Source organism: Propionivibrio sp., from assembly GCF_047602565.1.
Taxonomy (GTDB): domain Bacteria; phylum Pseudomonadota; class Gammaproteobacteria; order Burkholderiales; family Rhodocyclaceae; genus Propionivibrio.
Genome location: NZ_JASGGX010000001.1, coordinates 4828050 through 4854716 on the forward strand (window position 1 = coordinate 4828050; position 26667 = coordinate 4854716).

Here is a 26667-nt window from a genome sequence, read left to right on the forward strand (position 1 = left end):
TTAGGGATTGGCGGATTGAAGAGGCATCGGAGCGGCAGCCGTGCCTTTTCAATCCCTGCCGGAAGGTGACTTTTTCAGGAAGCGAAATCATGAAGATTACTTTTCTGGGCGGTGGCGAGATGGCCACGGAATTGATCGGCAATCTGTTCGGCGGCGGCTTTCCGGTGGCCGACGTGAAAGTGATCGAGACCAACGACGAGAGGCGCAGGCGGGTGGGCGAGGGGTTCGGCGTGCGCACCTTCGCCGCGCCGGTATCGGAAGCCCTCGACTGCGATATCCTGCTGCTGGCGGTCGAACCCGGGCAGATCGCCGGCCAGGAGAGGCCCGCGCACGCGCTGCGCCCGCGCGGCGCCGGCGTGTGGGCGGCGGACCAGCGCGGCTGCAAGCTGGGCGACCTGCTATGGCAATGCTAGGATGCCCGTCCGGACAAAGCGGGCGATCCGGGCAATGACGTTCGCGCGATGACCGGCACTTGAGCGGAGCCAGGAATGAGAAAACTCGACCGTATCGACCTCGACATACTTTCGACCCTGCAGGCCGACGGCAAGACGACGAACATTGCGCTGTCGAAGAAAGTCGAACCTCAGCGCGACCCCGTGTCTAGAGCGCGTCAAGGCCCTGGAAAGCGACGGTTTCATCACGGGGTATTCGGCCAATCTGTCCGCCGCGCAACTCGGCCTGAATCTGACCGTGTTCATCGAGATACTGCTCGACCGGACCTCGGAAGAGGCGTTCCAGAGCTTCCGCTCGGCGGTCCTGAAGATTCCGCAGATTCAGGCCTGCCACATGGTGGCCGGCGGCTTCGATTACCTGCTGAAGGTGCGCGTCCCCGATATGGCCGCCTACCGGAGCTTCCTGGGCGACGTTCTTTCCAAGGTGCCGGGCATCCGGGAGACGCACAGCTATCCCGTCATGGAGGAGGTCAAGGACTCCTCGACGATAAATCTCGAACATCTTCGCCCGTAGATCGATCAGGCGGATGCGGAAGACGCGGTCCCCCCGCGTTGGCGTCCGGATCGATGGCGAAGGCCGGGTGAAGCAGACAACTACAGGACCGGCTTCGCGCGTTACAACCGGCAGGTGCCGTGATCGCTGTCCTTGATTTTTCCGTCGTCGCCAAACTCTTGCCAGCGGTATGCCAGCCCGTCCAGTTCCATGCGGAGGAAACCCCATTGTCCGAACAGGCCGCGGTCGGACCGCTGATGCTTTCCCGCCCGGTAGAGACTGGCTCCGCCATTGCCGACGATGAAGGAGGGGACGCCTGACGGCGAAGGTTTGCCGTCGCCATCGAGCGCGGGAAGCGCCTCGAAATGATGATCGTGGCCATGCAGCGTGAAGGTTGCCTTGCCCTGCAAGCGGTCCCATAACGGCTTCGTGAAAACGCTGTCTCCGTGTTTTCCCGAAGACCAGCGCGGGTGATGCCAGGCGGCGATGAGGCATTCGCCCCGGCTTTTGGCCAACGCCTGATCCAGCCATTCGAGCTGCGCGTCCCAGGCTTCCTGTTTCAGGTTGCTGTCCAGCAGCAGCAGATGCCATGGCCCGCTCAGGTGAACCTTGCGCGGCACCGGTTCCGGGAAAAGGCTGAAGAATCCGGCGGCGCGAGGATCGTTCCAGTCATGGTTTCCGGGCACGGCCAGCCGTTGCCCGAATCCTCCCCAGAAGGGCTCGTGACAGGCCAGCAGACGCTCTCGCGTCGCCGTCGGGTAAGCCAGGTCTCCCACTTCGATCAGGGTTCCACGAGAAGCATCGGGCTGCCTGCGAATGGCGGCGGCTACCCGGGCGGTCCCTTCCAGTTCGCAGTTGCCCGTATCGGCGATGACGAAAAGGAGCGAGGATTGGGACGAGGCCACGCCGATCTGAAGGCAAAGGACGATTGCCGCCAGGAAATGCCGGGCAACTGCTTCCATGGTTTCATGGCTCCAATAATGTGGTTGTCGGCTGAGGGCTCGTAAAACGGCAAGACAAGGACGCCAACGGTCAGATCCGATGGAATCACGGGTCCTCGTCAAGCCAGAATGAGTCCCCACGTAAGCGCAATCAGGAGCAGGGCCAGCATCTGGGCGGCGCTGCCCATGTCCTTGGCCTGTTTCGAGAGCGGATGGATGGCCAGCGACACCCGGTCGATGGCCGCCTCGATGGCTGAATTGAACAGCTCAACGATCAGCGAGATGAGAGGCACGATGATCAGGAGCACGCGCTCGGCACGGGTCACCGCGACCAGGCAGGCGACAGGAATGAGTACGAGATTGAGGAGCAGCAGTTGGCGGAACGCCGCTTCGCCGCGATAGGCCGCCAGCAATCCGTCCAGCGAGTACTTCGCGGCATGTGCTATGCGCGCAATGCCTTCACGGCCTTTCAAGGCGTGCGCATCGAGATGAGGATTGGAAGAAGGAATGGGATTTTTCACGGTGCTGAAAATGCATGAGGAATGGTACGTGGAGGGGCTTGCGGCGGGTTCCCGGCCGGGCCCGGATCAATACTCTTTCTTGCGCAGGATATAAGTTCTCCACATGGCGTAGCCCGGCAGGAAATCCTTGTGGCCGAGGATGCGGAAGCCGGCCTGATGGAATTCCGACTCGATGTCCGCCCGCGGGACGACGAACCGGTTTTGCTCGATCCGGCCCTCCTCAGCGCGTTGTCGCTCTAGCCGCCGGCGTTTCCAGGCCTTGTAGTTGCCATCCACCCAGAGTGAAAGGATCACCGTGTCGCGCGTGACCCGGTGAAATTCCCGCAGAATCACCCGGCGGCTCTCGGCGGACTGGATGTGATGCAGCAGGCGGATGCAGAAGATGCAGTCCACCGCGTTGGCGCCCAGATCAATGGCGGATGCGGAAGTCACGAACGATTCGACGCGCGCCACGACGTCCGCGGACTGCGACGCCCTGGCCACCGCCAGCATGTCGGCGGAGGTGGCGGCCGCCAGAATCATCCGGTTCGGTTCTTCGGCCAGCACGGGCCAGAAACGCCCGGCGCCGCACGGCAGGTCCAACACCAGGCCGGGATCATCGGCCAGGCTCAACGCATGACGAGCGACCTGTTCGTCGCGCCAAAGGGAAAGACGGCGGGAAAGACGGCGCCCCCATCCTTCCTGATGCCTTTCCAGATACTGCTCCGAATGGCCGCGATCGTATTGGCGCGAGAATCCGAGTTCGACAGGAGGTGTCTTGGACATGGCGGGCGACTCAAAGTGGATACGCCCGCAACAGTAGATGGAAGTGGATTAAGCCCTTGTCAAAAAGACGTGAAAGAAACGTCAACCAGGCGGGTGAAACCTGACCTTGAAGCAACTGCCCGTCGGCAGCAGATTGTGCACGGAGATGCTCCAGCCTTGATGGGCGCAGATCCGCTTGACCAGCGACAACCCCAGCCCGAGTCCCTCGCCGCGCGCCTGGGTGCCGCGCACGAACGGCATGAAGATCGATTCGTGCTCGTCCTGCGCAATGCCCGAGCCGCTGTCCTCGACCCGGAAGCCGCCGGTTTCGAGAAACAGACGCACATGACCGTGATTGGTGTAATGCAGCGCATTGCGCAGCAGATTGGCCATCACCGTGCCGAGCAGCGTCGGGCTGTAGCGGCCGCCGTCCGGACCCTCCTCGACGCACTCGAAGCCGAGGCCTTTCTCTTTCATCAGCTCGTCCCAGTGCCTGCACTGTTGTTCCGCCACCTGTGCCAGGCTCGCGGTCGCCGCGAAGTCCGTTTCGTCCCTGTTCCCGCGCGCCAGATGCAGGAACGTCTGCACCAGTTCCTGCATCTCCCTGGATGCCCGTGCGATGCGTTGCAGCTGCTCTTGCTGGCGCGGCCCCAGGGGCGCCTGCTCCAGCAGCTCGCAGGAGGTGGCGATGACCATCAACGGCGTGCGCAGTTCATGGCTGACATCGCTGGTAAACAGCCGTTCCCGATCCAGCGACTGGCGCAACTGGCCGAGCGTGCCGTCGAAGGCTCTCGCCAGCTGCCCCACCTCGTCATCCGGGTATTCCGGGGCCAACGGGGGCGCGGACGGCAGCAGCTGATCACGATGCCGTACCTGCTGGGCCAGCCGGCTGACGGGGGCCATGACTCGTCCGGCCATCACCCGGCCGAGTCCCCATGCGCCGAGGACGGTAAAAATGAACCCGGCGAGAACCACGTTGAACAGGGCATTTTCGTGAGCTTCGAATTCGCTTTGTTCCTGAACCAGGAGATACCGGGTGCCATTGATTTCCTGCAGATACGCATAAAAGGCCTGGTCGCCGTCGACCAGTTCGGTGAAGCCCTCGTCAAGCCCGACGTAGCGTTCAGGAATGGCGTACTGCGGCAGATTCGACGCATAAAACCGCGTCTTGGCATCCAGGCGCGGGGAGCGGCCGTATTTCAGGTCCTCATGCAGAACGCTGTCCAGCTCGCGATGCATTTCCTCGGAGATGAGGCGCTGTTCGATGAGGTGGACCACCGCGACGATGCTCAGCGAGAAAACGCCGCTGACCACCACCGTCATGAGCACGAAGGCGATGACGATGCGCCGGGCAAACGGCTGCTTAGAGGTCATTGTCTTTTTCCGCCAGGCGATAGCCGACGCCATGCAGCGTATGCAGCAGCGGCGTGGCAAACGGCTTGTCGATGATCTGGCGCAGCTGGTGGATATGGCTGCGCAGGCTGTCGCTGTCGGGCCTTTCGTCGCCCCACAGCGCTTCCTCCAGCGCCTCGCGGCGCACCACGGCCGGGCTTTTCTGCATCAGGACCGCCAGCAGTCGCATCGCCAGCGGGTTGAGCCTGAGCGGCTGGCCGGCGCGGGTGATGTCCAGCGTATCCAGGTCGTAAACCAGATCGGCGACTTTGAGCTGGCGTTTCCGGCCGCCCTGGCTGCGCCGCAGGATGGCCTCGATGCGCGCCACCAGCTCGGATAGCGCGAAAGGCTTGATCAGATAGTCGTCGGCGCCGGCCCGGAGCCCGTTCAGGCGATCCTCCAGCGCGTCGCGCGCCGTCAGCATGAGGATCGGCACCTCGCTGCGGGCGTCCTCGCGCAGACGCTTGCACACCTGATACCCGTCCACGCCGGGAAGCATGATGTCCAGCACGATCAGATCGTAGTGATCCGTGGTGGCCAGATGCAGGCCGCTCAAACCGTCCTGCGCGCAATCGACGCTGTAGCCCTTGAGCTGCAGGTAATCGAGCACATTCGCCAGAATGTCCCGATTGTCTTCTATTACCAAAATACGCATATGCGAAACCCATTCGATTGAATTGACGTTTTTTTCACGTCGTATTGACGGGGGCCTCACGGGCACCTCGACAAACTCCGGCCTGCGTTCTTCGCCAGAGACATACGATGCCACAAATTCGTTGCGTTCAATTCAGGCGGCAGCGTGCCGGAGCAAGATTTTCCCGCCGCCCGGTCCGTCTGCCTCATGCCGGACGTCATGGCCAGCCGGCGCTTTGGCCGACCTCCGCAAAAGCATGAGAACGGCCGTGGGGATCGTCGTTGACGGCGCCGCGCGCGCGGAACGCAGCGCGGTGATGCTGGGCCTGTCGCTGCTGACGCTCCTGACGGTGGTCGGCAGCATTTCGCGGCCGCTGATACCGATCGACGAAACGCGGTATTTCGGAGTCGCGTGGGAAATGTGGCTGCGGGACGACTTCCTGGTGCCGTTCAAGAACGGACAGCCCTACAGCCACAAGCCGCCCCTGCTGATGTGGCTGTTCCAGGCGGGCTGGGCCGTCTTCGGCATCAATGAATGGTGGCCGCGGCTGGTCTCTCCGCTGGCCGGCGCCGGCAGCCTGTTCCTGACGGCGTCCCTGGGACGAAGACTCTGGCCGGAGCGCGCCGGCATCGCCGGGCCGGCAATGTTGATCCTGGTCAGCGGCTTGCTGTGGTCCGTCTTCTCGACGGCGGCGATGTTCGACATCGTCCTGGCTTTCTTCGTGCTGGCGGGCATGCTCGGCACGCTGCAGATGGCGGACGGGAATGCCCGGCAAGGCCTTTTGCTGCTCGGGCTGGCGCTTGGCCTCGGGCTGTTGGCGAAAGGGCCGGTCATCTGGCTGCACGTCCTGCCGGCAGCCCTTCTCGCGCCATGGTGGAATCCGGAGCTGCTCAGGGCGGGCTGGTACGGACGACTCTTCGCCGCCTTCCTGATTGGTTCGGCAATCGTGCTGGCGTGGGCGATTCCGGCTGGATTCGCAGGCGGCGAGGCGTTCCGGCGCGCGATCTTCTGGGGACAGACCGCCGACCGCATCGTCGAGTCCTTCGCCCATCGCCGTCCCTTCTGGTGGTACCTGCCATTGCTGCCGGTGATGTTGTTCCCCTGGTTCGTCTGGCCGGGATTGTGGCGCGCACTGGGGCGGTTCGTCGGCCGGAATCTAGATCGGGGAGGGCGTTTCTGCCTCGCCTGGATGCTACCGGTCCTCGCCGCCTTTTCCTGCATCAGCGGCAAGCAGATGCACTATCTGATCCCCGTTTTCCCGGCCTTTTCGTTGCTCGCCGCGCGGGCCCTGGCGGACGAGCAGGCGCTGAAAGGAATCTGGCTGCCCGCGCTGATCGCGCTGGTCATGGGGGGCGGCCTGCTGGCCGTGGGATGGTCGGGGTGGCCCGGCAGGCCCGACGCCACTCCCGGAATCCTGCCGGCCCTCCTGCTCGTGCTGGTGGCGCTGACCACTTTCCTTGTCGGCCGGGGATTGTCCAGGCCGGTCGCCACGCTTGCCGTCATGGGGGTGGCGGTGACGGCGCTCGGGCAGCTGGCGATCATGCCGGCCCTCGCGCCCGCGTACGATGTCCGCACGCTGGCGAAGGCCATCGGCGAAGCCCAGGGCCAGGGCCGGCAGGTCGTCCACGCGGGAACCTATCACGATCAATACCACTTTGCCGGACGCCTGCGCCAACCGCTCGTGGAAATCGAGAGCACGGAAAGCGTGAAGAACTGGCTGGCCGAACACCCCGACGACTACGCGGTGGTGTATGCAAAGAGTCCCGATGAGTTCCAGGCGTTCAGGCCGCTCGCCTCCCAGCGTTATCGCGGCCTCGCGGTGGCGCTGCTCGATGCGCCTTCCGCGCGGCGATTCCTGAGCGGGAGCGAGCAGCCATGAAAACCCCCCGCCTGTCCGTCATCGTCCCCGCTTACAACGAGGAGGAAAACGTCGTGCCGCTGGCCAAGGAAATCATTGCCGCGCTCGACGGACTCGCCGGCGGCTTCGAACTCATCCTGGTTGACGACGCCAGTACCGACTCGACGGCCAGCGTGATCCGCAGGATCGGCGATCCCCGCGTGCGCGGCGTCTTTCACCGGCTGAATTGCGGACAAAGCGCCGCGGTCGCCAGCGGGTTCCGGACCGCGCGGGGCGAGTGGGTCGCGACCCTCGACGGCGACGGCCAGAACGATCCGGCGGACCTGCCGGCCATGCTCGAACAGGCCGTCCGGGAGCGCGTGGACTGCGTGACCGGGGTACGCACGAAGCGGCAGGACACGTTCATCCGCCGCATGTCGTCGAAGGTGGCCAATGGCTACCGCAACTGGATCACCGGTGACCGCGTCAGCGACGCCGGCTGCGGCATTCGCGTCGTCTGCCGGGAGTCGCTGCGCGAGATCCCGGTGTTCAACGGCCTGCACCGGTTTCTGCCGACGCTGCTGCGCGGACAGGGGTTTACGGTGGCCGAGCGGCCGGTCAATCACCGCGAGCGGCTGCGCGGAAAGTCGAAATACGGCGTCCACAATCGCCTGTGGCGCGGCATCCACGATTGTTTCGGCATCCGCTGGTATCTGGCGCGCGCCGTCCGCGCGGACCGGCTGGAATTGCCGGCGCGTTGAACGGCATGGCCGAAATGCGGAAATTCGAAGACGAGGCCGGCGAGGAGGCCTTGGCGGCACCGGCCGCCGAGATCGAGCAGGTGGCGCGGACGACCTCGCGCAAACTGCTGACCCTGCTGGTCGCCGGAGGAGGCCTCCTGCTCGTGCTTCACCTCACTCCTTGGGGGCAGGAGATACGGGACTGGAACACGTTGTCGGGGTTTTTCAGGACCGATGATCCCCGTAGGGAGTTGTATTTCGTCCTGGCCAGTTCCCTGCTGATCATGGCCGGCGTGCCGCGCCTGGTGTTCTGCGCCCTGGGAGGGTTCGCCTTCGGCTTCTGGGAAGGGCTGCTGTGGTCGACGCTGGGCAGTCTGCTGGGGTCTTTCGCCGCGTTTCGCGCAGCCCGCTGGGGAGGGCGTGAATGGCTCTCGGCACGTTTCGGCGGGCGGCGTTTCTTCCAGCGCATCGTCCATGCCCGGCCGACGATCGCCTCCGTCGCCCTGGCGCGCCTGCTGCCGGTCGCCAACGGGATAATCAACGTCGGGCTGGCGCTGAGCCGGGTCAGCGATCGCGTCTTCGTGCTCGGTTCGCTTGCCGGGTTCCTGCCTCAGGGCGTCGTCGCAACGATCGTCGGCAGCGGCCTGGCGCACGATCTGCCCTGGGTGGGCGCCGCGCAGATCGCGCTCGCCGGGGCGCTGCTGCTGGCCGTCTTCGTCCGTGCCCCGAAGCGGCGCCGGCGGCGCTGACGTTTTCCGATGATTTCCACCGTTCTTTGCCACTTTCGCCCGGTTTCATGAACGACTCTCAAGACGACAGGATTTTTCGATTTCTCCTGCTCTCGACGCTGGCCGCCATGGCCGTCGTATTCTTCTGGGGGCTGGGCGACATCCCCTTGCTGAATTACAACGAAGCGCGGCGGGCCCTTCCCGCCAGGGACATGTTCTCGCATGGAGACTGGCTGCTGCCCCGCCTGAACGGCGAGCCGTATCTCGCCAAACCGCCGCTGCTGTACTGGTTGCAGGCGTCGGCGAGTCATTTGTACGGCTCCGCGAACGAGTGGGCGGTGCGGCTCCCTTCCGCGCTGGCGGCAGGCGTGGTGTCCCTGGTGGCGTATCGCTACGCGCGGCATCGGTTCGGCGCCTGGCCGGCCTTGTTTACGGTGCAGTTGCTGGTGGCCAATGCCAGCTTCGCGGTGTTCGCGCGCCGTGCGGAAATCGAATTGCTGTTGACCGCCCTGTGCTTCTGCGCGCTGCTGTCCGCGCTGAAATTCATCTACGGCGGAGGCGGGCGCGGCTGGTTGCGACTCAGCTATTTCCTGCTCGGGGCGGCCTTGCTGACGAAAGGTCCGCTGGCCCTGCTGTTCGTGACGCTGCCCCTGTTGTGCGCTGCGTTGCATGGGCGCCAGCCACGCCAATGGCTGGCCTTGCGCGACTGGCAGGGGTGGGGCATCGCCTTGGCGGTTGGCGGGGCCTGGTACCTCGTGCTCACGTGGCAGATGGGGTTCGAGGTCTGGCAGTCGGTGATACAGAAAGACATCGTGGGCAAAATGGCCAGCTCGTCGCGGGACCCCTGGTACGGATATCTGCTTTCGCTGACGGCGGATTTCTTTCCCGCCAGCCTCGTGGTTCTGTGCGTCGCGCCGGTCGCTGCCTGGCGGTGCTGGAAAGACCGCCCCGAAACGGTCGCCTTGGCCGTATCTGTCCTGGCGCCGCTGGCGATCTACTCGGTCTTCAGCAACAAGCACGCCAAATACCTGCTGCCGGCGTATCCCGTGATCGCCATTCTCCTGGGCAAGCGCCTGGGCGAATTGTATCGGGCGGCGCGGCCGTTGCCGCGGCGGGCGCTGCTGGCGGTGAGCTTGCTGCTGCCGGCCGGATATGCGGTGTTCTTTGCCGTCGCCGAATCCCGGGTGTTCGAATACCGGTACTCGGCATTCCCGGAATTCGCCCATTGGCTCGCCGGGACCGGAGGGATGCCTGTCTACGGCTATGTCGATCTGGATGAGCGGCTGATCTATTACGCCGGGCGCGATATTTCCATGCTGGATCAACGGTCACTGCAGGCGCTGCAGGCCGCCGGCTCGGAGCTGCTACTCCTGGTCGAAAATGCCAGGGCCGCCGAGATCGAGCCGCTGGCCGACTGCGTCAAGAACGAATTTACCCCGTATCTGAAAAAAGGCCGGTCGTTGATCGTCTATGGGTTCGGTTCGGCCTGCGGGTCCCAGGCAGAAAAGAATATGTCACCGGTTGAACGAGGCCGGTCAGGGGAATTCCAGCGCCGCCGCGGACTGGAACCGGACTTGAAAATTTTACCCATGCAGCCATGAAATCCGCCGAAATGATGAATTCATTGAAATCGTTACTGGTCCTGGCGGCGCTGATCCTGCCGGCCCTGCTGATCAACCTCGGGGACCGTCCGATCTACAAGATCCAGGAAGTCCGGATCGCCGAGACCGCGCGTGAAATGCTGGCCAGCGGTGACTGGGTCGTGCCCCGCTACAACGGCGAACTGCGTTTGCAGAAACCGCCGCTGCCTTATTGGCTGACCGCCGCCAGCTACCGCTTGGCGGGCGTCACGGAGGTCGCGGCGCGCCTCCCCGCGGCGCTGTTCGGATTGCTTTCGGCGGCTCTGCTTTGGTGCTGGGTGCGGCGCGAGGCCGGAATGATCGAGGCGACCAACAGTGTCCTGACCGCTGTCGCTTCGTACATCGGCCTGCGCTATTTTCGCAGCGGCGAGGCAGACGCCATGCTGATGTTCTGCATTGGCGCGGCCTGCATGCTGGGCTATGACATTACGCGCGGGCGAGGCGATAGCCTGCGCCGGATTGCTTTCGCTTTTGCGCTCGGGTTCGGGTTCCTGAGCAAAGGACCGGCCGCGCTGGCGATCCCCCTGCTTACGGTCGCGGTTGCGACGGTCCTGGAAAAAAGGGCAGGGCGCCCGGCAGGCTCCATCAGACACTATCTGAGTCTTCCGAGCCTGGCCATCCTGCTTGCGGCGGCCTTTGGCTGGTACCTCTGGATCGCCTGGAAATTTCCCGACATTTCCCGGCAGTTTTTCACCAGGCAGGTCGACGAAACCTTCATCAGCGGAACACATGCCAAGCCGATATGGTGGTATCTCGCGCATTGGCCCGAGTTCTTCGCGCCCTGGGGCGTGCTGTTACTCCCGGCGGGATGGATGGCGTTCAAACAGCGCCGCGCCATGCCGCCGCTGATCCGATTCGCCTGGATCTGGCTGGCCGTGGTCTTTGTGCTGCTTGCCGCGACGGTCAACAAACAGATGCAATACGCCTTGCTGTTCGCGCCGCCGCTGGCCATCATCCTCGGCGATTACCTGGCGAACGCGCACGGCGGATTCGCCAGGGTCAATCGCTTTCTGTTCTGGCTGTTCTGTCTTGCGAGTCTCGCCGGAATCGCGATGGCGCTGAAAAAATCCAGCGATATCGCCCATGCCCTTCCCTGGCTGGCGCTGCCCTTGGCCCCGCTGGTCCTGCAGCGTCTGTTGCGCGAAACCGCCGTATCCATCCCGGTGCTGCTGGTGGCCGGAGTAACCGCGACGGGCTATCTGTACGGAGAGGCGTATTTGTCGCCGGAACCCCACAAGGTTGCCGCGCAGTCCATCATGTCGGCAGCCGCCGGGCATTCGCCGCTCTACCAGGATTCGGCATTGAACGACGGCGCGCTGTCGTTCTATGCCGGCCGTATCGTGCCTCCGGTCGACTCGCGGGAAATTTTTCGGCAGTTGAAAGAGCACGGAGAGATCTGGGTCATCGGCAAGGAAGTTCCGGATCTGGCGGATGCGGCTGTCGAAGTCGCCGCGACCATCGATGATCTGAACTTGTACAAGCTGCAAGCAAAGCCGTAAACGTCTTTTCCACGGTTTCACCGCCGTGCGGCCGAGGGCCCATTCCGCCGGGCCGGTCGCCCGCCGGGCCATCCGGCACGATCGGGTCGTAATGGCCGGCCAGGTGCGGACGTCAAAACCACCCCGCGCATCGGTCGGGCTTCCGGACTTGACGTTTTTTTCACATGCTTTTGACCGGTGTTTCACGGCCCGCACGGCAGACTGCGCCTCGTTCATTCGAGAGCAATCACGCAAATGCCCCAATTCCGTTACGCGCCGCTTCGTTATCTGTCGATCCTGCTGCTGGCCTGGCTGGCGGTGTTTTTCCTGACCCGCAGCCTGCTGCTGGTCGGCCATCTGGCCGATACCGGGGTGACGGCCTCGAGCCTGCTCGGCATCTACGCCGTCGGCCTGGTCTACGACCTGAGCTTCCTGCTCTACGCCGCCGTGCCCTTGCTGCTGTACCTGCTGTGCTGCCCGCGCCGGCTCTGGCAATGGCGGTGGCACCGGCGGATGCTGCTCGGCGCCGCGGCGCTGAGCCTGTTCGTCATGCTGTTCGTCGCGGCGGCGGAATGGCTGTTCTGGGAAGAGTTCGGCGTGCGCTTCAATTTCATCGCCGTGGATTACCTGGTGTATTCCAAGGAGGTGATCGACAACATCCTCGAGTCCTACCCGATCTATCCCTTGCTGGCGCTGCTCGCCGTGCTCGTCGTCGCGGCGACCATCGCGCTGCACAAGCCGCTGGCCGCCGCGCTGGAGGCGCCGCGCCTGCCGGCGCGGGGAGCGGTGCTCTGCCTGGCCGGGCTGGCGCTGCTGGTCGGCCTGAACGTCGCCCTGGTGGGGCAGGAGGCGCCGCGCGGCATGGGCGGCAACGTCTATCAGCGCGAACTGGCGAGCAACGGCCCGTACCAGTTCTTCGCCGCCTTCCGCAACAACGAGCTGGACTACGCGCAGTTCTACGCCACGCTGCCCGGCAAGGACGTCGCCGAACTGCTGCGCCGGGAAGTCGCCGAGCCGAACGCGCGCTTCCTCGGCAGCGATCCGCTCGACATCCGCCGCGCCATCGACAATCCGGGCGAGCCCAAGCGCCTGAACGTGGTGCTGGTGACCATCGAGAGCCTGAGCGCCAAGTACCTGGGCAGCTTCGGCGACACGCGCGGCCTGACCCCGAACTTCGACGCGCTGCGCCCGCAAAGCCTGGTGTTCAGCAACTTCTACGCCACCGGCACGCGCACCGACCGCGGCCTGGAGGCGATCACGCTGTCCATGCCGCCGACGCCCGGCCGCTCCATCGTCAAGCGCATCGGCCGCGAAGGCGGCTACGCCAGCCTGGGCCAGCAATTGCAGGCGAAGGGGTACGACAGCGTCTTCATGTACGGCGGCCGCGGCTACTTCGACAACATGAACGCCTTCTTCAGCGGCAACGGCTACCGCATCGTCGACCAGAGCAGCGTGGCCAAGGGCGACATGTCCTTCGAGAATGCCTGGGGCATGGCCGACGAGGACCTTTACCGGCAGGCGCTGAAGGCGGCCGACGCCGACCATGCCGCGGGCAGGCCGTTCTTCCTGCAGCTGATGACCACTTCCAACCACCGTCCCTACACCTATCCGGACGGGCGCATCGACATTCCGTCCGGCACGGGCAGGGAAGGCGCGGTGAAATACACCGACTACGCGATCGGCCGGTTCCTGGCCGAGGCGCGGGAGAAGCCGTGGTTCGCCGATACCGTGTTCGTGTTCGTCGCCGACCACACCGCGGGCAGCGCCGGCAAGGACGACCTGCCGGTGGCCAATTACCACATTCCGCTGTTCATCTATTCGCCCCGCCACGTCCCGCCCGGCGAGTTCACCGACGTGGCCAGCCAGATCGACGTGGCGCCGACGCTGCTGGGCCTGCTCGGCATGGACTACGTGTCCACCTTCTTCGGCCGCAACGTGCTGCGCGCGGACCGGCAGCCCGGCCGCGCCCTGGTCGGCAACTACCAGCACCTGGGCCTGTTCGACGGGCGCGACCTGGCGATCCTCAGTCCGCGCCGCGGCATGCGCCGGCACGAGGACGCGCTGGGAATGGCGCACGAATCGGCGGTGGATACCGGCGATGCGCTGCTGCGCCGCGACATCGCCTATTACCAGGGCGCCAGCCATGCCTTCCGCAAGCACCTGATGGACTGGCACCCCGAAGGCCATCCCGGTTGACGGCCGCCAGTTCCCGACCGGAGTTCCCCATGCCGTCTTCCGACACGTCCCGTCATTTCGATTTCCATCTCGCCCTGGGCATCCCCCTGGCGCTGATGGCCGCCTTGCTGCTGTTCGATCCCAGCGGCCTGGATTTCGCCCTGGCCCGCCCGTTCTACGAACCGGGGCAGGGCTTCGCCGGCCGGTACAGCTTCTGGCTGGAGGACATCCTGCACGACCGGGCCAAACAGGCCGTCATCCTGCTGGGGGTGGCGGCCGTCGCCGGCTTCCTGCTCAGCCTGCTGACGGCCCGCCTGCGTCCCTGGCGGCGCCAGCTGGGCTATCTGGTGCTGGCCCTGGGCGTGTCGACGGCCGTGGTGACGCCGCTGAAGGCGCTCACCGGGATACAGTGCCCGTGGAGCCTGAGCGAGTTCGGCGGCACGGAAACCTTCGTTCCCCTGCTCGGCGCGCGGCCGCCCACCGACAAGCCCGGCCGCTGCTGGCCGGGAGGGCATGCGTCGGCGGGCTTCTCGCTGTTCGCCGTGTTCTTCGCCCTGCGCGACCGGCGTCCGCGCGCCGCCCGCGCCGCGCTGGCCGTGGCGCTGGCACTGGGCGGCGTGTTTTCGCTGGGGCGCATGATGCAGGGCGCGCATTTCTTCTCGCACAACCTGTGGACCCTGCTGATCGACTGGACCCTCTGCCTGCTGGCCTATCGCTGGATGCTCTATCGGGCGCCGCGAGCGGTTCCACGGCAGGCAGACACGATGTGTGATCCCAATGAAATCGCCCCGCGTTTTCCGTAGCAAAACCGGCCGGTGGCCGTGGATCGGCGTGCTCGTCGCGGCGGCGGGCGCGTTTTCGGCGGGTGCGTTTTTCGCATGGCAGCATCTCTACCCTGTGCAAGCCTCCGCCGGCTGGTCGTTCAGGGTTTACCGCGATGGCATAGACATGGTGAGCGCCCTCGTGCGGGACGGCGAGCAGCGGCTGTACGTCAGCCAGGAGTTCAGGAACGGGCGCGGCATCATCCTGGAATACGCGCATGCCGGGGACAGGAAGGGCGAGCCCGCCGTCACGGGACTTTCCAAACCGGACGGCATGGTCGCCTTCGCGGGCGGCATCGCGCTCGGCCAGGAAGGCGGCAAGCTGCCGGTTCTGCTGATGCGCGACGGGAAGACCGAGCCGCTGTTCGTCGCGGACAGCGTCGAAGGCGTGGCCAGCGACGGCCGCCGCCTCTTTGCGATCGAAGACGTGAAACAGGGCGGACGCCTTTTGTCATTCGATCCTTCGACGCGCCAGGTCTCGACCTTGCGCGACGGCTTGGAGGAGGGCGAAGGCGTCGCCGTCTGCCCCGACGGAGGGCTGTTCTATACCGAAAAGAAGAAGGGATGGATAAAGCGTTACCGGCCCGGGCAAAGCGACGACGACATCGTCGTGCGCGGACTGGGCGATCCCTCCTTCCTGATGTGCGACGGCGAAGGCCTCTGGATCACCGAGGACCTGACGCATCGCGCCCGCCTGTATCTGCTGGACGCCTTCGGCAACCTGCAGACGATTCTCTCGCACCTGCGCTCGCCGCAGACGATCATCGCGGTCGCTCCCTCGCGTTTTCTCCTGGCGGAGCAGGGCCGGGGGCGCATCCTCGAACTCACGCGGCTTGCCGACGGTATGAAATAATCGTCCGGGAACGCCGGATCATCCTGAAACGAACCTGTCCGCCGGGCCTGCCCCTGCCGAACATACGAACGCCCAATGCAAAACGACGACCAGCCTCCCGCAAAAATCCCCGCCGCCTCCCGCGCCCAGGCGATAACCCTGGCAAACCACCTGGCATTCACGCTGTCGAGCATGGCGGTGCTCATGGCGATGCATTCGCTGCTGCGCCTGGCCCTGCTCGTGTACAACAGGGAGCAGATCGGCGGCGCCGCGGCCGGCGTGGTGGGCGAGGCGTTCCTGAACGGGCTGCGCTTCGACCTGCGGCTGGTGGTGCTGGGCTGCCTCCCGCTGCTGCTGGCCATTCCCAGCCGGCGGGCGAGCAACGCGCGGCGGCTGATGCGCTGCTGGCTGACGGCGTTCGCCAGCGTGACGCTGTTCCTCGGCGTCATCGAACTGGACTTCTACCGGGAATTCAACCAGCGCCTCAACGGGCTGGTGTTCCAATACCTCAAGGAAGATCCGAAGACGGTCCTGAGCATGCTCTGGTACGGCTTCCCGGTGCTGCGCTACCTCCTGGCCTGGGCGCTGGCCACCGGGTTGCTGGCCTGGACGTTCGGGGTCGTCGACCGGCACACCCGGCGGCTCATCCCCGCGCAGGGAAATGCCGCTCCGGCGAGTCGCCTCGCCGCGCGCTGGCTCGTGTTCGCCCTGGCGGTCGTGCTGTCCGTCATCGCCGCACGCGGCACGCTGCGGCAGGGGCCGCCCCTGCGCTGGGGGGATGCCTTCACCACGGACTCGGTCTTCGTCAATCAACTGGGGCTCAACGGCACGCTTTCGCTGATCGACGCGGCCCGGGGACAGTTTTCGGCGCAGCGGGACAATATCTGGAAAAGCAGCCTGCCGGCCGAAGAGGCGCTGGCCGTCGTCCGGCAAATGCTGCTCACGGACAGCGACACGCTGCTGGAGGCCGACAAGGCGCCGATCCTCAGGGAATACCGCCCGGCCCCGGAAAAGACGCTGCCGGTCAGGAACGTCGTGCTGATCCTGATGGAAAGCTTTGCCGGGCGCCATGTCGGCGCGCTCGGCGGCCAGGGGAACGTCACGCCCTATTTCGACAAACTCGCAGGAGAGGGACTGCTGTTCACCCGTTTCTTCTCGAACGGCACCCATACCCACCAGGGGATGTTCGCCAGCATCGGCTGCTTTCCCAACCTGCCGGCCTTCGAATACCTGATGCAGACGCCCGAGGCGAGCAACGATTTCTCGGGGCTGCCGCAACTGCTGGGCGCGCGGGGCATGGACGACCTGTTCGTCTACAACGGCGATTTCTCCTGGGACAACCAGTCCGGCTTCTTCGGTCGGCAGGGGATGAGCAATTTCATCGGCCGCTTCGATTACGTGGACCCCGTGGTCTCCGATCCGACCTGGGGCGTCTCCGACCAGGACATGTTCGAGCGGGCGGCGAAGGAACTGTCCGGCAAAGGCCGGGGCAAGCCTTTCTACGCCGTGCTGCAGACGCTGTCGAATCACACGCCCTACGCCATCCCCAAGGACCTGCCGGTGGAGAAGGTCACCGGCCAGGGGCCCTTGGACGATCATCTCACCGCCATGCGCTATTCCGACTGGGCGCTCGGCAAGTTCTTCGAGAAAGTGCGCCACGAGCCGTATTTCAAGGAAACGCTCTTCGTGGTGGTGGGCGATCACGGCTTCGGGAGCGGCGAGCAGCTCACGGAAATGAACCTGGCCCGCTTCAACGTGCCGCTGCTGATGATCGCGCCCGGCATACGGGAAAAATTCGGCCCGACGCGCGACGTGGTGGGCACCCAGGTCGACATCGTCCCGACCATCATGGGCCGCCTCGGCGGCGCGGTGCGCCACCAGTGCTGGGGGCGCGACCTGCTGAACCTGCCGGCGGGCGATCCGGGATTCGGCGTCATCAAACCGTCCGGCACCGACCAGACCGTGGCCATCGTGAGCGGCGGCAGAATCCTCATCGAATCGAATACGAAGGACATCAAATCCTACGACTACCAGTTGTGGACCCAGCCGCGCGCCGTCGAACGCGCGCGCGACGCCGACGACGACGCGATGCGGCGGAAGATGGACGCCTACATCCAGACGGCCACGCAAAGCCTGCTGGAGAACACGACGGGAATCATCCCGCCCGACGGAAAATAGCCGGAATCACGCCGGCCGCCCGCTCAACGGCGGAATGCCAGCACGAACACGCCGAGCGCGATCAGGGCGATGCCGCCCCAGTCGCGCGGGCTCGGACGCTCGCCGAGAAAGGCGACGGCGAACAGCGCGACGAGCACCAGACTGAGCTTGTCGATCGGCGCGACCTTGGAGGCGTCGCCCAGTTGCAGCGCGCGGAAGTAGCAGACCCAGGAAGCGCCCGTGGCGAGGCCCGACAGTCCGAGAAACAGCCACGTCCTGCCGGGCAGTTCTAAGGGATTGGTCCAGCTTGCCGGTGAACCCGACGAACAATGACAGCACGACGATGATGATCGCCGTGCGGATCAGGGTGGCCAGGTCGGAGTCGACGCCCTGGACGCCTATTTTCGCGAAGATGGCGGTCAGCGCGGCGAACGCGGCGGAGAGAACCGCCCAAAAAGCCCAACTGTGCGTGGAGGTCATGGAATCGGCATCGCTGGAAACGAGCCAGCAGCATAGCGCCGTTTGACCGCGCGTGCCGGTACCCGGCGAGGAACCGCTCCCGGGAAGCGGCGCGGACATGACAGAAGCTTTCGGCTCGTCCGCATGCCGAGGCCGGCTTTCCGTATAACCAAATAAAATCTTCTTCGTTCGTTCGCGGAAATGGCGCTTCTAGAATTTCTCGACCCCATCGGCGGAAGAGGAATTCATGAAGACAGGCCAGATTCTTGGCGCACCCGGCGCGGCCGTCGCCGCGGACATCGCCGCGCCGGTCGGCGTGGCGGCGCGGCGTCCGGACGCGGCGCATGACGGACGCGCGCGGATTTCCGCCCGCGAGGTGCAGGACGCGCTGCACGACGGCGGCGAAATCGCGCTGTTCGACGTGCGCGAAGCGGGCGAGTACGGCGAAGGGCATCCGTTCTTCGCGGTCAATGCGCCGTACAGCCGGCTGGAGCTCGACGTCGCCCGGCTCGCCCCGCGCCGGACGGCGCGGATCGTGGTGTACGGGGACGGCGAGGCGCTGGCCGCGCGCGCGGCGGCCCGGCTGGCCGCGCGTGGCTATACCGGCGTGCGGGTGCTGGCGGGCGGCCTGGCCGCGTGGCGCGAGGCGGGGCTGCCAGTCTTCGCCGGGGTGAACGTGCCGTCCAAGGTGTTCGGCGAACTGGTCGAACGGGCCTGCGCAACGCCGCATCTCAGCGCGCGCGAGCTGGCCGACCGGCAGCGGCTCGGCCAGCCGCTGGCGCTGCTCGACGGCCGCACGGTCGGCGAGTTCGCGCGCATGAGCATTCCCGGCGGCGTCTGCTGCCCCAACGGCGAGCTGGCCTACCGCTGGCGCGAACTGGTGCCGGACGCGGCGACGCCGATCGTGATCAACTGCGCCGGCCGCACGCGCAGCATCATCGGCGCCCAGACGCTGATCGACCTGGGCGTGGGCAACCCGGTCTACGCGCTGGAAAACGGCACGCAGGGCTGGATGCTGGCCGATCTGCCGCTCGACCACGGCAGCCGGCGCGTCTTTCCGGCGCGGGTGCCGGAGGATTCGCTGCGGCTGGCCCGGCGCGATGCCGAACGTCTGGCGCGGCGGTCCGGCGTGCCGGCCGTGGACGCCGGCCGCCTCGGCGCCTGGCTCGACGATGCGGCGCGGACGACCTTCCTGCTCGACGTGCGCACGGCGGAGGAGTTTGCCGACGCCAGTCTGGCCGGGGCGCGGCATGCGCCCGGCGGACAGCTGATCCAGGCCACCGACCAGTACGTCGGCGTGCGCGGGGCGCGCCTGGTGCTCTTCGACAGCGACGGCGTGCGCGCCAAGGTGGTCGCGGCGTGGCTGCGCCAGATGGGCTGGGAGGCGTGGGAGCTGGAAGGAGGGCTGCAAAGCGGCCTGCCGCTGCGCGCCGGCCATGTGCCCGAAGCGTCCGCGCCCGGCGATTCACCCGCGCTGCCCGGGATTTCCCCGGCCGAGCTGGCCGAGCTTCTGCGGGACGATGCCGTGCGCGTCGTCGACCTGCGCGCGAGCGCCGATTACCGCGTCGCGCACGTTCCCGGCGCCACGTGGTCGATCCGCCCGCGCCTCGCGCGGGACGTGGCGGGCGACGCCCGGCCGCTGGTGCTGGTGGCCGACGACGCGGCGGCGGCCGAACTGGCGGCCACGGAAGTCGGGACGCGCGCGGTGCGGCGGCTGGCCGGCGGCTTCGCCGCGTGGCGGGAAGAGGCCCGGCCGGTCGAAAGCACGCCGGACAGCCCGCCCGACCGCGAGCGGATCGACTTCCTGTTTTTCACCCACGGCCGCCATGAGGGCGACAAGGACGCCGCGCGGCAATACCTGGCGTGGGAGACCGGCCTGCTCGGCCGGCTGCACCCCCAGGACGCGCGGGTATTCAAACCCGGCGTGCCGTTCTGAGCGCGCCGTGACGAGGTTTTCCGAAGGGCAGGGACGTGCCCGCTCGCAGAGGAGCTGCAAATGATCCATGAAGCCGCCGCCATCCATCCCCTCGACGTCCGCCAAGCCCTGCTCGAACGGCGCGAGATCGCCCTGCTCGACGTGCGCGAGGAGGACCCGCACGCGCACGGACACCCGCTGTTCGCCGCCAACCTGCCGGCCTCGCGCATCGAGGCGGACGCCTACGCCCGGCTGCCCCGGCGCGACGTGCCGATCGTCGTGCTCGACGACGACGGCGGGGAAGAGGGCGACAGCGAGGCGCGCACGGCGGCGCGCCGGCTGGCCGGCCTCGGCTATACCGACGTGCGCCTGCTGGCCGGCGGGCTGGCCGGCTGGCAAAAGGCCGGCGGCGAAGTCTTCATCGACGTGAACGTGCCGAGCAAGGCGTTCGGCGAATTCGTCGAGGCAAACCAGCACACGCCGTCGCTTGCCGCCGCGGAAATCAAAGCGCTGCTCGACGCCGGGGCGAACGCCGTGGTGGTCGACACGCGCCGCTATGACGAATACCGCAACATGAGCATCCCCACCGGCATCAGCGTGCCCGGCGCCGAGCTGGTGCTGCGCGTTCCCGAACTGGCGCCCGATCCGGACACGCTGGTCGTCGTCAATTGCGCCGGCCGCACGCGCAGCATCATCGGCACGCAGTCGCTGATCAATGCCGGCCTGCCCAACCGGGTGGTGGCACTGCGCAACGGCACCATGGGCTGGACGCTGGCGGGCCTGGAACTCGACTCGGGCCAGTCGCGCCGCTTCCCGCCGGTCGGCGAGGCGGGGCGCCGGCGTTCGGCACGCGCGGCGCGCGCGGTCGCCGACCGCGCCGGAGTGCGGCGCGCGGATCGCGCCTCCTGGCGGGAATGGGCGGAACAGCACGGGCGCACGACCTACTTCTTCGACGTGCGCACGCCCGAGGAATACGCGGCCGGCCACCTGCCCGGATTCGCTCCGGCGGCCGGCGGACAGCTGGTGCAGGAGACGGAGACGTTCGCGCCGGTGCGCGGCGCGCGCATCGTGCTGGCGGACGACGACGGCGCGCGCGCCAACATGACCGCGTCCTGGCTGGCGCAGATGGACTGGGAGGTCTACGTGCTGGACGGCCTGAAAGCGGACGATTTCGCCGAGGCGGGACCCTGGCTGGCACCGCTGCCGCCGCTGCCCGCCAGCCGCCGCGTTTCGCCGCGCGAACTGCACGACTGGCTGCAATCCGGCAGCGGCGACGGTCCCGACGCCGCCGAGACGGCGGTGGTCGACGTAGGCGGCAGCGCCAGCTACGCGCGGGAACACGTGCGGGGCGCGTGGTTCGCCCTGCGTTCGCAGCTGGCCGAGGCGCTCGCCCGCATTCCGCGCGCCCGGCGCTACGTGCTGACCTGCGGCGACGGCGTGCTGGCCGGCTTCGCCGCGCCCGAACTGGCGGCGCGGGTGGAAGGCGAGGTGTACGTCCTCGACGGCGGCACGCGGGGCTGGCGCGAAGCCGGCCTGCCGCTGGAGGCGGGCCTCGCGCGGCTGGTGTCGCCGCCCATCGACCGCTACCAGCGGCCGTACGAGGGCGTCAACGCGCCGGCCGCCGCGATGCAGGCCTACCTCGACTGGGAACTCGGGCTGGTCGAGCAGCTGCGCCGCGACGGCACGCACCATTTCCGCGTGCTGCCGGCGGCCGCTCATCAGCGGTTTGAATAAGCGTATGAAAAATCAATCGTTCGTGCGGTGCGCCGGCTTCATTACGATGAAATCCGTAGCGACGACCCATGATTTCATCGAAGGAGCCTCATGAACACGCGATTCCCACGCCGGTTTTTTCTGCATTCCCTGACGGTCCTGGCGGCGATCGCCGCCGCGGGCGGACCGTTCGCCCGGCCGGCGGCCGCGCAGGCGGCGGATTTCCCGAACAAGCCGGTGCACATCATCGTGCCGGTGGCCGCCGGCGGCAGCGCCGACAAGCTGACGCGCATCCTGGCGGAGAAGCTGAGCGGCCGCTGGGGCCAGTCGGTCCTGGTCGAGAACGTGCCGGGGGCGAGCGGTACGATCGGCGCGGCGAAGGCCGCCAAGGCAACGCCGGACGGCTACACGCTGCTGCAATCGGGCGAGGGCTACTCGATCAACGCCATCGTGTTCCAGAAACTGCCGTTCGATCCGGACACGGCCTTCGTCGGCGTGGTCCGGGCCGTCGCCAATCCGCAGATCCTGGTGGTCAACCCGGCGCTGCCCATCCAGAACTTCCAGGACTACGTGGCCTACACGCGGCAGAATTCCGGCCGCCTGACCCTGGGCCTGCCCGGCGCCGGCGGCATCGCGCACGTGGCGCACGAACTGCTCAACAAGGAGACCGGCGGCAAGGTCAACTACATTCCCTATCCGGGCGGCGGCCCGGCGGCGGTCGACGTCATCGCCGGGCATACCAACGCCACGCTGATCACGCTGGCGGCCGTCACCGAGTTCGTCAAGGCCGGCCGCCTGCGCGCGCTGGCGGTGACCACGCCGTACCGCTCGAAGGCGCTGCCGGAGGTGCCGACGATCGGCGAATCGGGCGTGCCCGGCTTCCAGGTCGAGAGCTGGCAGGGCTACCTGGCGCCGGCGGGAACGCCGCCGGCCGTGGTCGACAAGATCAACCAGGACATCGTGGCCGTGCTCAACCAGGCGGAGGTCAGGAAACAGCTGGAGGAGCTCGGCTTCGGCGTGGTCGCCTCCTCGCCGGCCGACGTCGACAAGACGCTCAAGGCCGAGCGCGTGCGCTATGCGCAGATCATCAAGTCGTCCGGCATCACCATCCGCTGACCTTCCCGCATTTTCCCGGAGTACCTCCGCCATGTCCGTTTCCACGCACGTCGTCTCGATCCCGCTGCTGCGCCTCCAGCTGACGATCAGAAACCGCAAGGATTTCCTCGCCGGCCTGCTGTTCGCCGGCGCCGGGCTGTTCTTCCTGGTCGTCGCCCACGGCTACACGCTCGGCACGGCCAGCCGCATGGGGCCGGGCTTCTTCCCGTTCTGGGTCGGCGCGATCCTGGCCCTGTTCGGGCTGGTCATCGCCGCGCAATCGCTGTCGGCCCGGGCCGAGGTCAAGGCGCTGCCGTCCTGGCACTGGCGCGGCCTCGGCTGGGTGCTCGGCTCCGCGGCCGCGTTCGGCGCGCTGCTCGAATCGGCCGGGCTGGTCTGTTCGCTGGGCGTGCTGGTGGCGCTGGCCAGCCGCGCCTCCGAGGATTTTTCCTGGCGCGCGGCGGCGGGCACCGCGGCCGCCATCGTCGGCATCAGCCTGGTGGTCTTCGTCTGGCTGCTCAAGGTCGAGATTCCCACCTGGCCGGCCATTCTCTTCGGGTAGGCGTCCATGGAGCTCTTCGATCACCTGGCGCTCGGGTTCGCCACCGCGCTGTCGCTGCAGAATCTGTGGTTCTGCCTGCTCGGCTGCCTGATGGGCACGCTGATCGGCGTGCTGCCCGGCCTCGGCCCGGTGGCGACCATCGCCATGCTGCTTCCCGCCACGTATTCGCTGCCGCCCGTGTCGGCGCTGATCATGCTGGCCGGCATCTATTACGGCGCGCAGTACGGCGGCTCGACGACGGCGATCCTGCTCAAGCTGCCGGGCGAGTCGGCCTCGGTGGTGACCACGCTCGACGGCTACCAGATGGCGCGCCGCGGCCGCGCCGGCGTGGCCCTGGCGACGTCGGCCATCGGCTCGTTCATCGCCGGCTGCGTCTCCACGCTGATCCTGGCGGCCTTCGCCATCCCGCTGACCGAGGCGGCGTTCCGCTTCGGGCCGGCGGAGTATTTCTCGCTGATGCTGCTCGGCCTGATCGGCGCCGTGGTGCTGTCGTCGGGCTCGCTGATCAAGGCCCTCGCCATGATCCTGCTCGGCGTGCTGCTCGGGCTGGTCGGCGTGGACACCAACTCCGGCGTGGCGCGCTATGCGTTCGACGTGCCGGAGCTGACCGACGGGCTGGGCTTCGTCGCGCTGGCCATGGGCATGTTCGGCTTCGCCGAGATCGCGGGCAACCTGGGGCCGCACGCCACGCAGGAATCGTTCGTCAGGCAGGTCAACCGGCTGTGGCCCGCGCGCGAGGACTTCCGCCGCATGTTCCCGGCCATCCTGCGCGGCACCGCGCTCGGCTCGGCGCTGGGCATCCTGCCGGGCGGCGGCGCGACGCTGGCCTCCTTCGCCGCCTATTCGCTGGAAAAGAAGGTCTCGCGCCATCCCGGCGAGTTCGGGCAGGGCGCCATCGAAGGCGTGGCCGGGCCGGAATCGGCCAACAACGCGGCGGCGCAGACCTCGTTCATCCCGCTGCTCACGCTCGGCGTGCCCGCCAACGCGGTGATGGCGCTGATGGTCGGGGCGATGATGATCCACAACATCCAGCCCGGACCGCAGGTGATGGTCAGCAACCCGGCGCTGTTCTGGGGATTGATCGCCTCGATGTGGATCGGCAACGTGCTGCTGGTGGTCCTCAACCTGCCCCTGCTGGGCATCTGGACGCGGCTGCTCACCGTGCCGTATCGCTACCTGTATCCGGCGATCCTGGCGTTCTGCTGCGTCGGCATCTTCTCCGTGCAGAACACCCCGTTCGACATCTATCAGGCGGTGTTCTTCGGCTTCCTCGGCTACCTGCTGGTCAAGCTTGAATGCGAGCCGGCGCCGCTGCTGCTCGGCTTCGTGCTGGGGCCGCTGATGGAGGAGCATTTCCGGCGGGCGATGATGATCGCCGAGGGCGACTGGACGACCTTCGTCTCCCGTCCGCTGTCGCTCGGCCTGCTGACCTGCGCGGCGCTGCTGGTCGCGGCGGTCAGCCTGCCGAAGATCCGCAAGGGGCGCGAGGAGGCGTTCCAGGAGAGCTGACGGGAACCCTCCCGCGCCCCCCTCAATACGTCGCGCGGCCGCCCGACAGGTCGAACACCGCGGCGGTGGCGAAGCTGCAGTCGGCCGAACACAGCCAGGCCACCTGCGCGGCGACCTCGTCGACCTGCAGGAAGCGCCCCATCGGAATGCGGTCCAGGATGGCCTGCTTGCGTTCCTCGGTCAGTTCGCCGGCCATCGCCGTCATGGCGGCGGCCGGCGTGATCACGTTGACCAGGATGCCGCTGGTGGCCAGTTCCTTGCCCAGCGTCTTGGTCAGGGCGATCAGCCCGGCCTTCGACGCGGCGTAGGCGGCGGCCTGCGGCATGCCTTCCTTGCCCTGGATCGACGCGACGTTGACGATGCGCCCGCGCCACGGGCCGGCAGGGTTCTTCAGCAGCCACGGCACGATGACGCGGCAGCAGATGAAGGCGCCCGTCAGATTCACGTCGATCACGCGCCGGAACTGCTCGCTCGTATGCTCCCACGTGTTCACCACCGGGCCCAGGATGCCCGCGTTGTTGACCAGCGTGTCAACGTGCCCGTAGCGCTCGGCGATCGCCTGCGTGGCGGCGGCGACGGCGGCTTCGTCGGTGACGTCCACCCGCTGCACCCACAGGCGTTCGCCCGCGCCGGCGGCCACTCCCGCCTCGGCGGCCAGCACCAGCGCGACCGCCTGCGCCGCCTGCTCGCGGAGCGACCACAGCACGACGGTGGCGCCGGCGGCCAGCAGGCGCCGCGCGATCGCCTCGCCGAAGCCGCCGGTGCCGCCGGTGACCACGGCGACGCGGCCGCTGAAATCGTAGCCCGCGTGTCCCGCTCTCATTGCTTCGCCGCGACCAGGTTGTTCACGTAGAAATCGGTCGCCTTCATCTCGGTCTTCAGGTCCTGGTACTCGCGCGCCATGTCGAGCGTCGTTTCCCAGTCGGCCGGATTCATCCAGCCGATCGGCCGGTTCTCGCCGTCCTTGGCGCGGACGAGCTGCAGGCCGGCCTTCAGCTGCTGCAGCGCCAATCCCTTGTCGAGATCGGGCTTGATCTTGGCGAGCGCGGCGATCGCTTCCTCGGGATTCTTCTCGGTATACGCGATCGATTTCTGCGTGGCGCGGATGAAGCCCTGCACGAGCTTCGGGTTCTTTTCCAAGGTTTCCTTGTTCACGTGGATCACTAGCCCGAGCGTGTTGGCGCCGACGTCGGAATAGGCGATGTTGGTGACGGCGAGGCCGCGCTGGGCGAGGATCAGCGACTGGTTTTCCAGCCCGCCGAGCATGGCGTCAACGCGCTTTTCCAGCGTCGCCACCAGCTTGCCCGGACCGTCCACCCGGACGAACTTGATCGCATCGGCGTTGAGCTTGTTGTTCTTGATGATGGCCGGGAAGATGGTCAGGCCCGCCTCGCCGGTGGTCGCCGCGATCGTCTTGCCCTCCAGGTCCTTGACCGTCCTGATGTTGGCGTCCGCGCGCGCGATGATGGCGAACGGCGACTTGTTCATGATGCCCATCACCGCGACGACCGGCGCGCCCTTGGCGGCGCCGGCGATGACGCTGGCGCCGTCGGACAGGCCGAAGGTGTCGGACTTGGCGCCGACGATCTGGACGGCCCGGCCCGAACCCTGGCCTTCACCGATCGTCAGGTCGATCCCTTCCTCCTTGTAGAAGCCTTTTTCCACGCCGAGCGGGAAAAACGAGTGGAAGCCGTAATACAGCCAGTTCAGGCGCAGCGAGGCGGCCTCCTGTGCCTGGGCCAGTCCGGCGGCGGCCAGTCCGAGCACGATCATGCCGATTCCGAGCATTCTTTTCATGACGACCTCCTGGGTGTTGTGGACGAAAACGG

The 26667-nt window shown here is 66.8% G+C and carries 24 protein-coding genes and 2 pseudogenes; 18 read left to right on the forward strand and 8 right to left on the reverse strand.

All coding sequences use genetic code 11. The annotated features are described in order from the left end of the window. The first annotated feature begins 89 nt into the window (after nucleotides 1-89). The 3 genes and pseudogenes from QM701_RS22835 (at nucleotide 90) to QM701_RS22845 (ending at nucleotide 966) form a co-directional block, all read left to right on the forward strand. Nucleotides 90-413, forward strand: a complete 324-nt coding sequence (locus tag QM701_RS22835; protein ID WP_415169287.1) for an NAD(P)-binding domain-containing protein — start codon at nucleotides 90-92, stop codon at nucleotides 411-413. 75 nt (nucleotides 414-488) lie between these two features. Next, nucleotides 489-536, forward strand: a pseudogene (locus QM701_RS22840) (hypothetical protein); the annotation flags it as partial. A gap of 22 nt (nucleotides 537-558) precedes the next feature. Beyond that, the gene (locus tag QM701_RS22845; RefSeq protein WP_415169288.1) at nucleotides 559-966 is read left to right on the forward strand and encodes an Lrp/AsnC ligand binding domain-containing protein; all 408 of its coding nucleotides are present in this window, start codon (nucleotides 559-561) and stop codon (nucleotides 964-966) included. 101 nt (nucleotides 967-1067) lie between these two features. On the opposite strand, the gene QM701_RS22850 is transcribed toward QM701_RS22845, so the two are convergent. From QM701_RS22850 to QM701_RS22870, 5 genes are all read right to left on the reverse strand, one after another. Further along, nucleotides 1068-1907: a metallophosphoesterase family protein gene (locus QM701_RS22850; RefSeq protein WP_415169289.1), complete on the reverse strand. Its 840-nt coding sequence runs from the start codon at nucleotides 1905-1907 to the stop codon at nucleotides 1068-1070. 98 nt (nucleotides 1908-2005) lie between these two features. Beyond that, nucleotides 2006-2407 carry a diacylglycerol kinase gene (locus QM701_RS22855; protein ID WP_415169290.1) on the reverse strand — a complete coding sequence of 134 codons (402 nt, stop codon included), beginning with the start codon at nucleotides 2405-2407 and terminating at the stop codon, nucleotides 2006-2008. A gap of 66 nt (nucleotides 2408-2473) precedes the next feature. Then, nucleotides 2474-3172: a class I SAM-dependent methyltransferase gene (locus tag QM701_RS22860; RefSeq protein ID WP_415169291.1), complete on the reverse strand. Its 699-nt coding sequence runs from the start codon at nucleotides 3170-3172 to the stop codon at nucleotides 2474-2476. Nucleotides 3173-3253: 81 nt separating this feature from the next. After that, nucleotides 3254-4525, reverse strand: coding sequence for a sensor histidine kinase (locus tag QM701_RS22865; protein ID WP_415169292.1), 1272 nt, complete (start codon nucleotides 4523-4525; stop codon nucleotides 3254-3256). Continuing rightward, a complete protein-coding gene (locus QM701_RS22870; RefSeq protein WP_415169293.1) occupies nucleotides 4515-5198 on the reverse strand; it encodes a response regulator transcription factor in 684 nt (227 codons plus the stop codon). The genes QM701_RS22865 and QM701_RS22870 overlap by 11 nt, the downstream gene beginning before the upstream one ends. Before the next feature lie 235 nt (nucleotides 5199-5433). On the opposite strand from QM701_RS22870, the gene QM701_RS22875 reads away from it, so the two are divergent. The 9 genes from QM701_RS22875 to QM701_RS22915 all read left to right on the forward strand — a co-directional run bounded on the left by QM701_RS22875 (nucleotide 5434) and on the right by QM701_RS22915 (nucleotide 17606). Continuing rightward, on the forward strand, nucleotides 5434-7056 hold the full coding sequence (locus QM701_RS22875; protein ID WP_415169294.1) for an ArnT family glycosyltransferase: 1623 nt from the start codon (nucleotides 5434-5436) through the stop codon (nucleotides 7054-7056). Further along, nucleotides 7053-7775, forward strand: a complete 723-nt coding sequence (locus QM701_RS22880) for a glycosyltransferase family 2 protein (RefSeq protein ID WP_415169295.1) — start codon at nucleotides 7053-7055, stop codon at nucleotides 7773-7775. The genes QM701_RS22875 and QM701_RS22880 overlap by 4 nt, the downstream gene beginning before the upstream one ends. 14 nt (nucleotides 7776-7789) lie before the next feature. Further along, on the forward strand, nucleotides 7790-8503 hold the full coding sequence (locus QM701_RS22885; RefSeq protein ID WP_415169296.1) for a TVP38/TMEM64 family protein: 714 nt from the start codon (nucleotides 7790-7792) through the stop codon (nucleotides 8501-8503). A 47-nt stretch (nucleotides 8504-8550) separates the two neighbouring features. Then, a complete protein-coding gene (locus QM701_RS22890) occupies nucleotides 8551-10083 on the forward strand; it encodes an ArnT family glycosyltransferase (protein WP_415169297.1) in 1533 nt (510 codons plus the stop codon). Then, the gene (locus QM701_RS22895) at nucleotides 10080-11621 is read left to right on the forward strand and encodes an ArnT family glycosyltransferase (protein ID WP_415169298.1); all 1542 of its coding nucleotides are present in this window, start codon (nucleotides 10080-10082) and stop codon (nucleotides 11619-11621) included. Before QM701_RS22890 ends, QM701_RS22895 begins: the two co-directional genes overlap by 4 nt. Nucleotides 11622-11855: 234 nt before the next feature. Beyond that, nucleotides 11856-13796 carry an LTA synthase family protein gene (locus QM701_RS22900; RefSeq protein WP_415169299.1) on the forward strand — a complete coding sequence of 647 codons (1941 nt, stop codon included), beginning with the start codon at nucleotides 11856-11858 and terminating at the stop codon, nucleotides 13794-13796. 29 nt (nucleotides 13797-13825) lie between these two features. After that, the gene (locus QM701_RS22905) at nucleotides 13826-14578 is read left to right on the forward strand and encodes a phosphatase PAP2 family protein (protein WP_415169300.1); all 753 of its coding nucleotides are present in this window, start codon (nucleotides 13826-13828) and stop codon (nucleotides 14576-14578) included. 28 nt (nucleotides 14579-14606) lie between these two features. Then, nucleotides 14607-15449 (forward strand): hypothetical protein, encoded by an 843-nt coding sequence (locus QM701_RS22910; protein ID WP_415169301.1) that lies wholly within the window; start codon nucleotides 14607-14609, stop codon nucleotides 15447-15449. Between the two features lie 75 nt (nucleotides 15450-15524). After that, nucleotides 15525-17606, forward strand: coding sequence for an LTA synthase family protein (locus QM701_RS22915; RefSeq protein WP_415169302.1), 2082 nt, complete (start codon nucleotides 15525-15527; stop codon nucleotides 17604-17606). A 23-nt stretch (nucleotides 17607-17629) separates the two neighbouring features. Here the strand turns inward: QM701_RS22915 and QM701_RS22920 are convergent. Next, nucleotides 17630-17999 (reverse strand): annotated as a pseudogene (locus QM701_RS22920) (EamA family transporter). Here QM701_RS22920 and QM701_RS22925 point away from each other — a divergent pair. From QM701_RS22925 to QM701_RS22950, 6 genes are all read left to right on the forward strand, one after another. Further along, nucleotides 17893-18111, forward strand: coding sequence for a hypothetical protein (locus QM701_RS22925; protein ID WP_415169455.1), 219 nt, complete (start codon nucleotides 17893-17895; stop codon nucleotides 18109-18111). The pseudogene QM701_RS22920 and the gene QM701_RS22925 sit on opposite strands and share 107 nt — an antisense overlap. 180 nt (nucleotides 18112-18291) lie before the next feature. Further along, the gene (locus QM701_RS22930) at nucleotides 18292-19980 is read left to right on the forward strand and encodes a rhodanese-like domain-containing protein (RefSeq protein WP_415169303.1); all 1689 of its coding nucleotides are present in this window, start codon (nucleotides 18292-18294) and stop codon (nucleotides 19978-19980) included. Between the two features lie 60 nt (nucleotides 19981-20040). Continuing rightward, nucleotides 20041-21693: a rhodanese homology domain-containing protein gene (locus tag QM701_RS22935; RefSeq protein WP_415169304.1), complete on the forward strand. Its 1653-nt coding sequence runs from the start codon at nucleotides 20041-20043 to the stop codon at nucleotides 21691-21693. A gap of 90 nt (nucleotides 21694-21783) precedes the next feature. Beyond that, nucleotides 21784-22788, forward strand: coding sequence for a Bug family tripartite tricarboxylate transporter substrate binding protein (locus tag QM701_RS22940; protein ID WP_415169305.1), 1005 nt, complete (start codon nucleotides 21784-21786; stop codon nucleotides 22786-22788). A 31-nt stretch (nucleotides 22789-22819) separates the two neighbouring features. Beyond that, on the forward strand, nucleotides 22820-23329 hold the full coding sequence (locus QM701_RS22945) for a tripartite tricarboxylate transporter TctB family protein (protein WP_415169306.1): 510 nt from the start codon (nucleotides 22820-22822) through the stop codon (nucleotides 23327-23329). Nucleotides 23330-23335: 6 nt separating this feature from the next. Continuing rightward, nucleotides 23336-24838 (forward strand): tripartite tricarboxylate transporter permease, encoded by a 1503-nt coding sequence (locus QM701_RS22950; protein ID WP_415169307.1) that lies wholly within the window; start codon nucleotides 23336-23338, stop codon nucleotides 24836-24838. Between the two features lie 22 nt (nucleotides 24839-24860). Here QM701_RS22950 and QM701_RS22955 read toward each other — a convergent pair whose 3' ends face one another. Both QM701_RS22955 and QM701_RS22960 read right to left on the reverse strand, forming a co-directional pair. Next, nucleotides 24861-25661, reverse strand: a complete 801-nt coding sequence (locus QM701_RS22955) for an SDR family NAD(P)-dependent oxidoreductase (protein WP_415169308.1) — start codon at nucleotides 25659-25661, stop codon at nucleotides 24861-24863. Then, nucleotides 25658-26635: an ABC transporter substrate-binding protein gene (locus QM701_RS22960; RefSeq protein ID WP_415169309.1), complete on the reverse strand. Its 978-nt coding sequence runs from the start codon at nucleotides 26633-26635 to the stop codon at nucleotides 25658-25660. Before QM701_RS22960 ends, QM701_RS22955 begins: the two co-directional genes overlap by 4 nt. Between the last annotated feature and the right edge of the window lie 32 nt (nucleotides 26636-26667).

What these genes read in the sequence shown, in the direction of transcription:
- QM701_RS22945 (WP_415169306.1), top strand. Translation starts at nt 22,820, where the DNA reads ATGTCCGTTTCCACGCACGTCGTCTCGATCCCGCTGCTGCGCCTCCAG.
- QM701_RS22880 (WP_415169295.1), top strand. Translation starts at nt 7,053, where the DNA reads ATGAAAACCCCCCGCCTGTCCGTCATCGTCCCCGCTTACAACGAGGAG.
- QM701_RS22850 (WP_415169289.1), bottom strand. Translation starts at nt 1,907, where the DNA reads ATGGAAGCAGTTGCCCGGCATTTCCTGGCGGCAATCGTCCTTTGCCTT.
- QM701_RS22870 (WP_415169293.1), bottom strand. Translation starts at nt 5,198, where the DNA reads ATGCGTATTTTGGTAATAGAAGACAATCGGGACATTCTGGCGAATGTG.
- QM701_RS22875 (WP_415169294.1), top strand. Translation starts at nt 5,434, where the DNA reads ATGAGAACGGCCGTGGGGATCGTCGTTGACGGCGCCGCGCGCGCGGAA.
- QM701_RS22930 (WP_415169303.1), top strand. Translation starts at nt 18,292, where the DNA reads ATGAAGACAGGCCAGATTCTTGGCGCACCCGGCGCGGCCGTCGCCGCG.
- QM701_RS22940 (WP_415169305.1), top strand. Translation starts at nt 21,784, where the DNA reads ATGAACACGCGATTCCCACGCCGGTTTTTTCTGCATTCCCTGACGGTC.
- QM701_RS22895 (WP_415169298.1), top strand. Translation starts at nt 10,080, where the DNA reads ATGAAATCCGCCGAAATGATGAATTCATTGAAATCGTTACTGGTCCTG.
- QM701_RS22860 (WP_415169291.1), bottom strand. Translation starts at nt 3,172, where the DNA reads ATGTCCAAGACACCTCCTGTCGAACTCGGATTCTCGCGCCAATACGAT.
- QM701_RS22835 (WP_415169287.1), top strand. Translation starts at nt 90, where the DNA reads ATGAAGATTACTTTTCTGGGCGGTGGCGAGATGGCCACGGAATTGATC.
- QM701_RS22885 (WP_415169296.1), top strand. Translation starts at nt 7,790, where the DNA reads ATGCGGAAATTCGAAGACGAGGCCGGCGAGGAGGCCTTGGCGGCACCG.
- QM701_RS22950 (WP_415169307.1), top strand. Translation starts at nt 23,336, where the DNA reads ATGGAGCTCTTCGATCACCTGGCGCTCGGGTTCGCCACCGCGCTGTCG.
- QM701_RS22960 (WP_415169309.1), bottom strand. Translation starts at nt 26,635, where the DNA reads ATGAAAAGAATGCTCGGAATCGGCATGATCGTGCTCGGACTGGCCGCC.
- QM701_RS22890 (WP_415169297.1), top strand. Translation starts at nt 8,551, where the DNA reads ATGAACGACTCTCAAGACGACAGGATTTTTCGATTTCTCCTGCTCTCG.
- QM701_RS22865 (WP_415169292.1), bottom strand. Translation starts at nt 4,525, where the DNA reads ATGACCTCTAAGCAGCCGTTTGCCCGGCGCATCGTCATCGCCTTCGTG.
- QM701_RS22915 (WP_415169302.1), top strand. Translation starts at nt 15,525, where the DNA reads ATGCAAAACGACGACCAGCCTCCCGCAAAAATCCCCGCCGCCTCCCGC.
- QM701_RS22900 (WP_415169299.1), top strand. Translation starts at nt 11,856, where the DNA reads ATGCCCCAATTCCGTTACGCGCCGCTTCGTTATCTGTCGATCCTGCTG.
- QM701_RS22905 (WP_415169300.1), top strand. Translation starts at nt 13,826, where the DNA reads ATGCCGTCTTCCGACACGTCCCGTCATTTCGATTTCCATCTCGCCCTG.
- QM701_RS22955 (WP_415169308.1), bottom strand. Translation starts at nt 25,661, where the DNA reads ATGAGAGCGGGACACGCGGGCTACGATTTCAGCGGCCGCGTCGCCGTG.
- QM701_RS22935 (WP_415169304.1), top strand. Translation starts at nt 20,041, where the DNA reads ATGATCCATGAAGCCGCCGCCATCCATCCCCTCGACGTCCGCCAAGCC.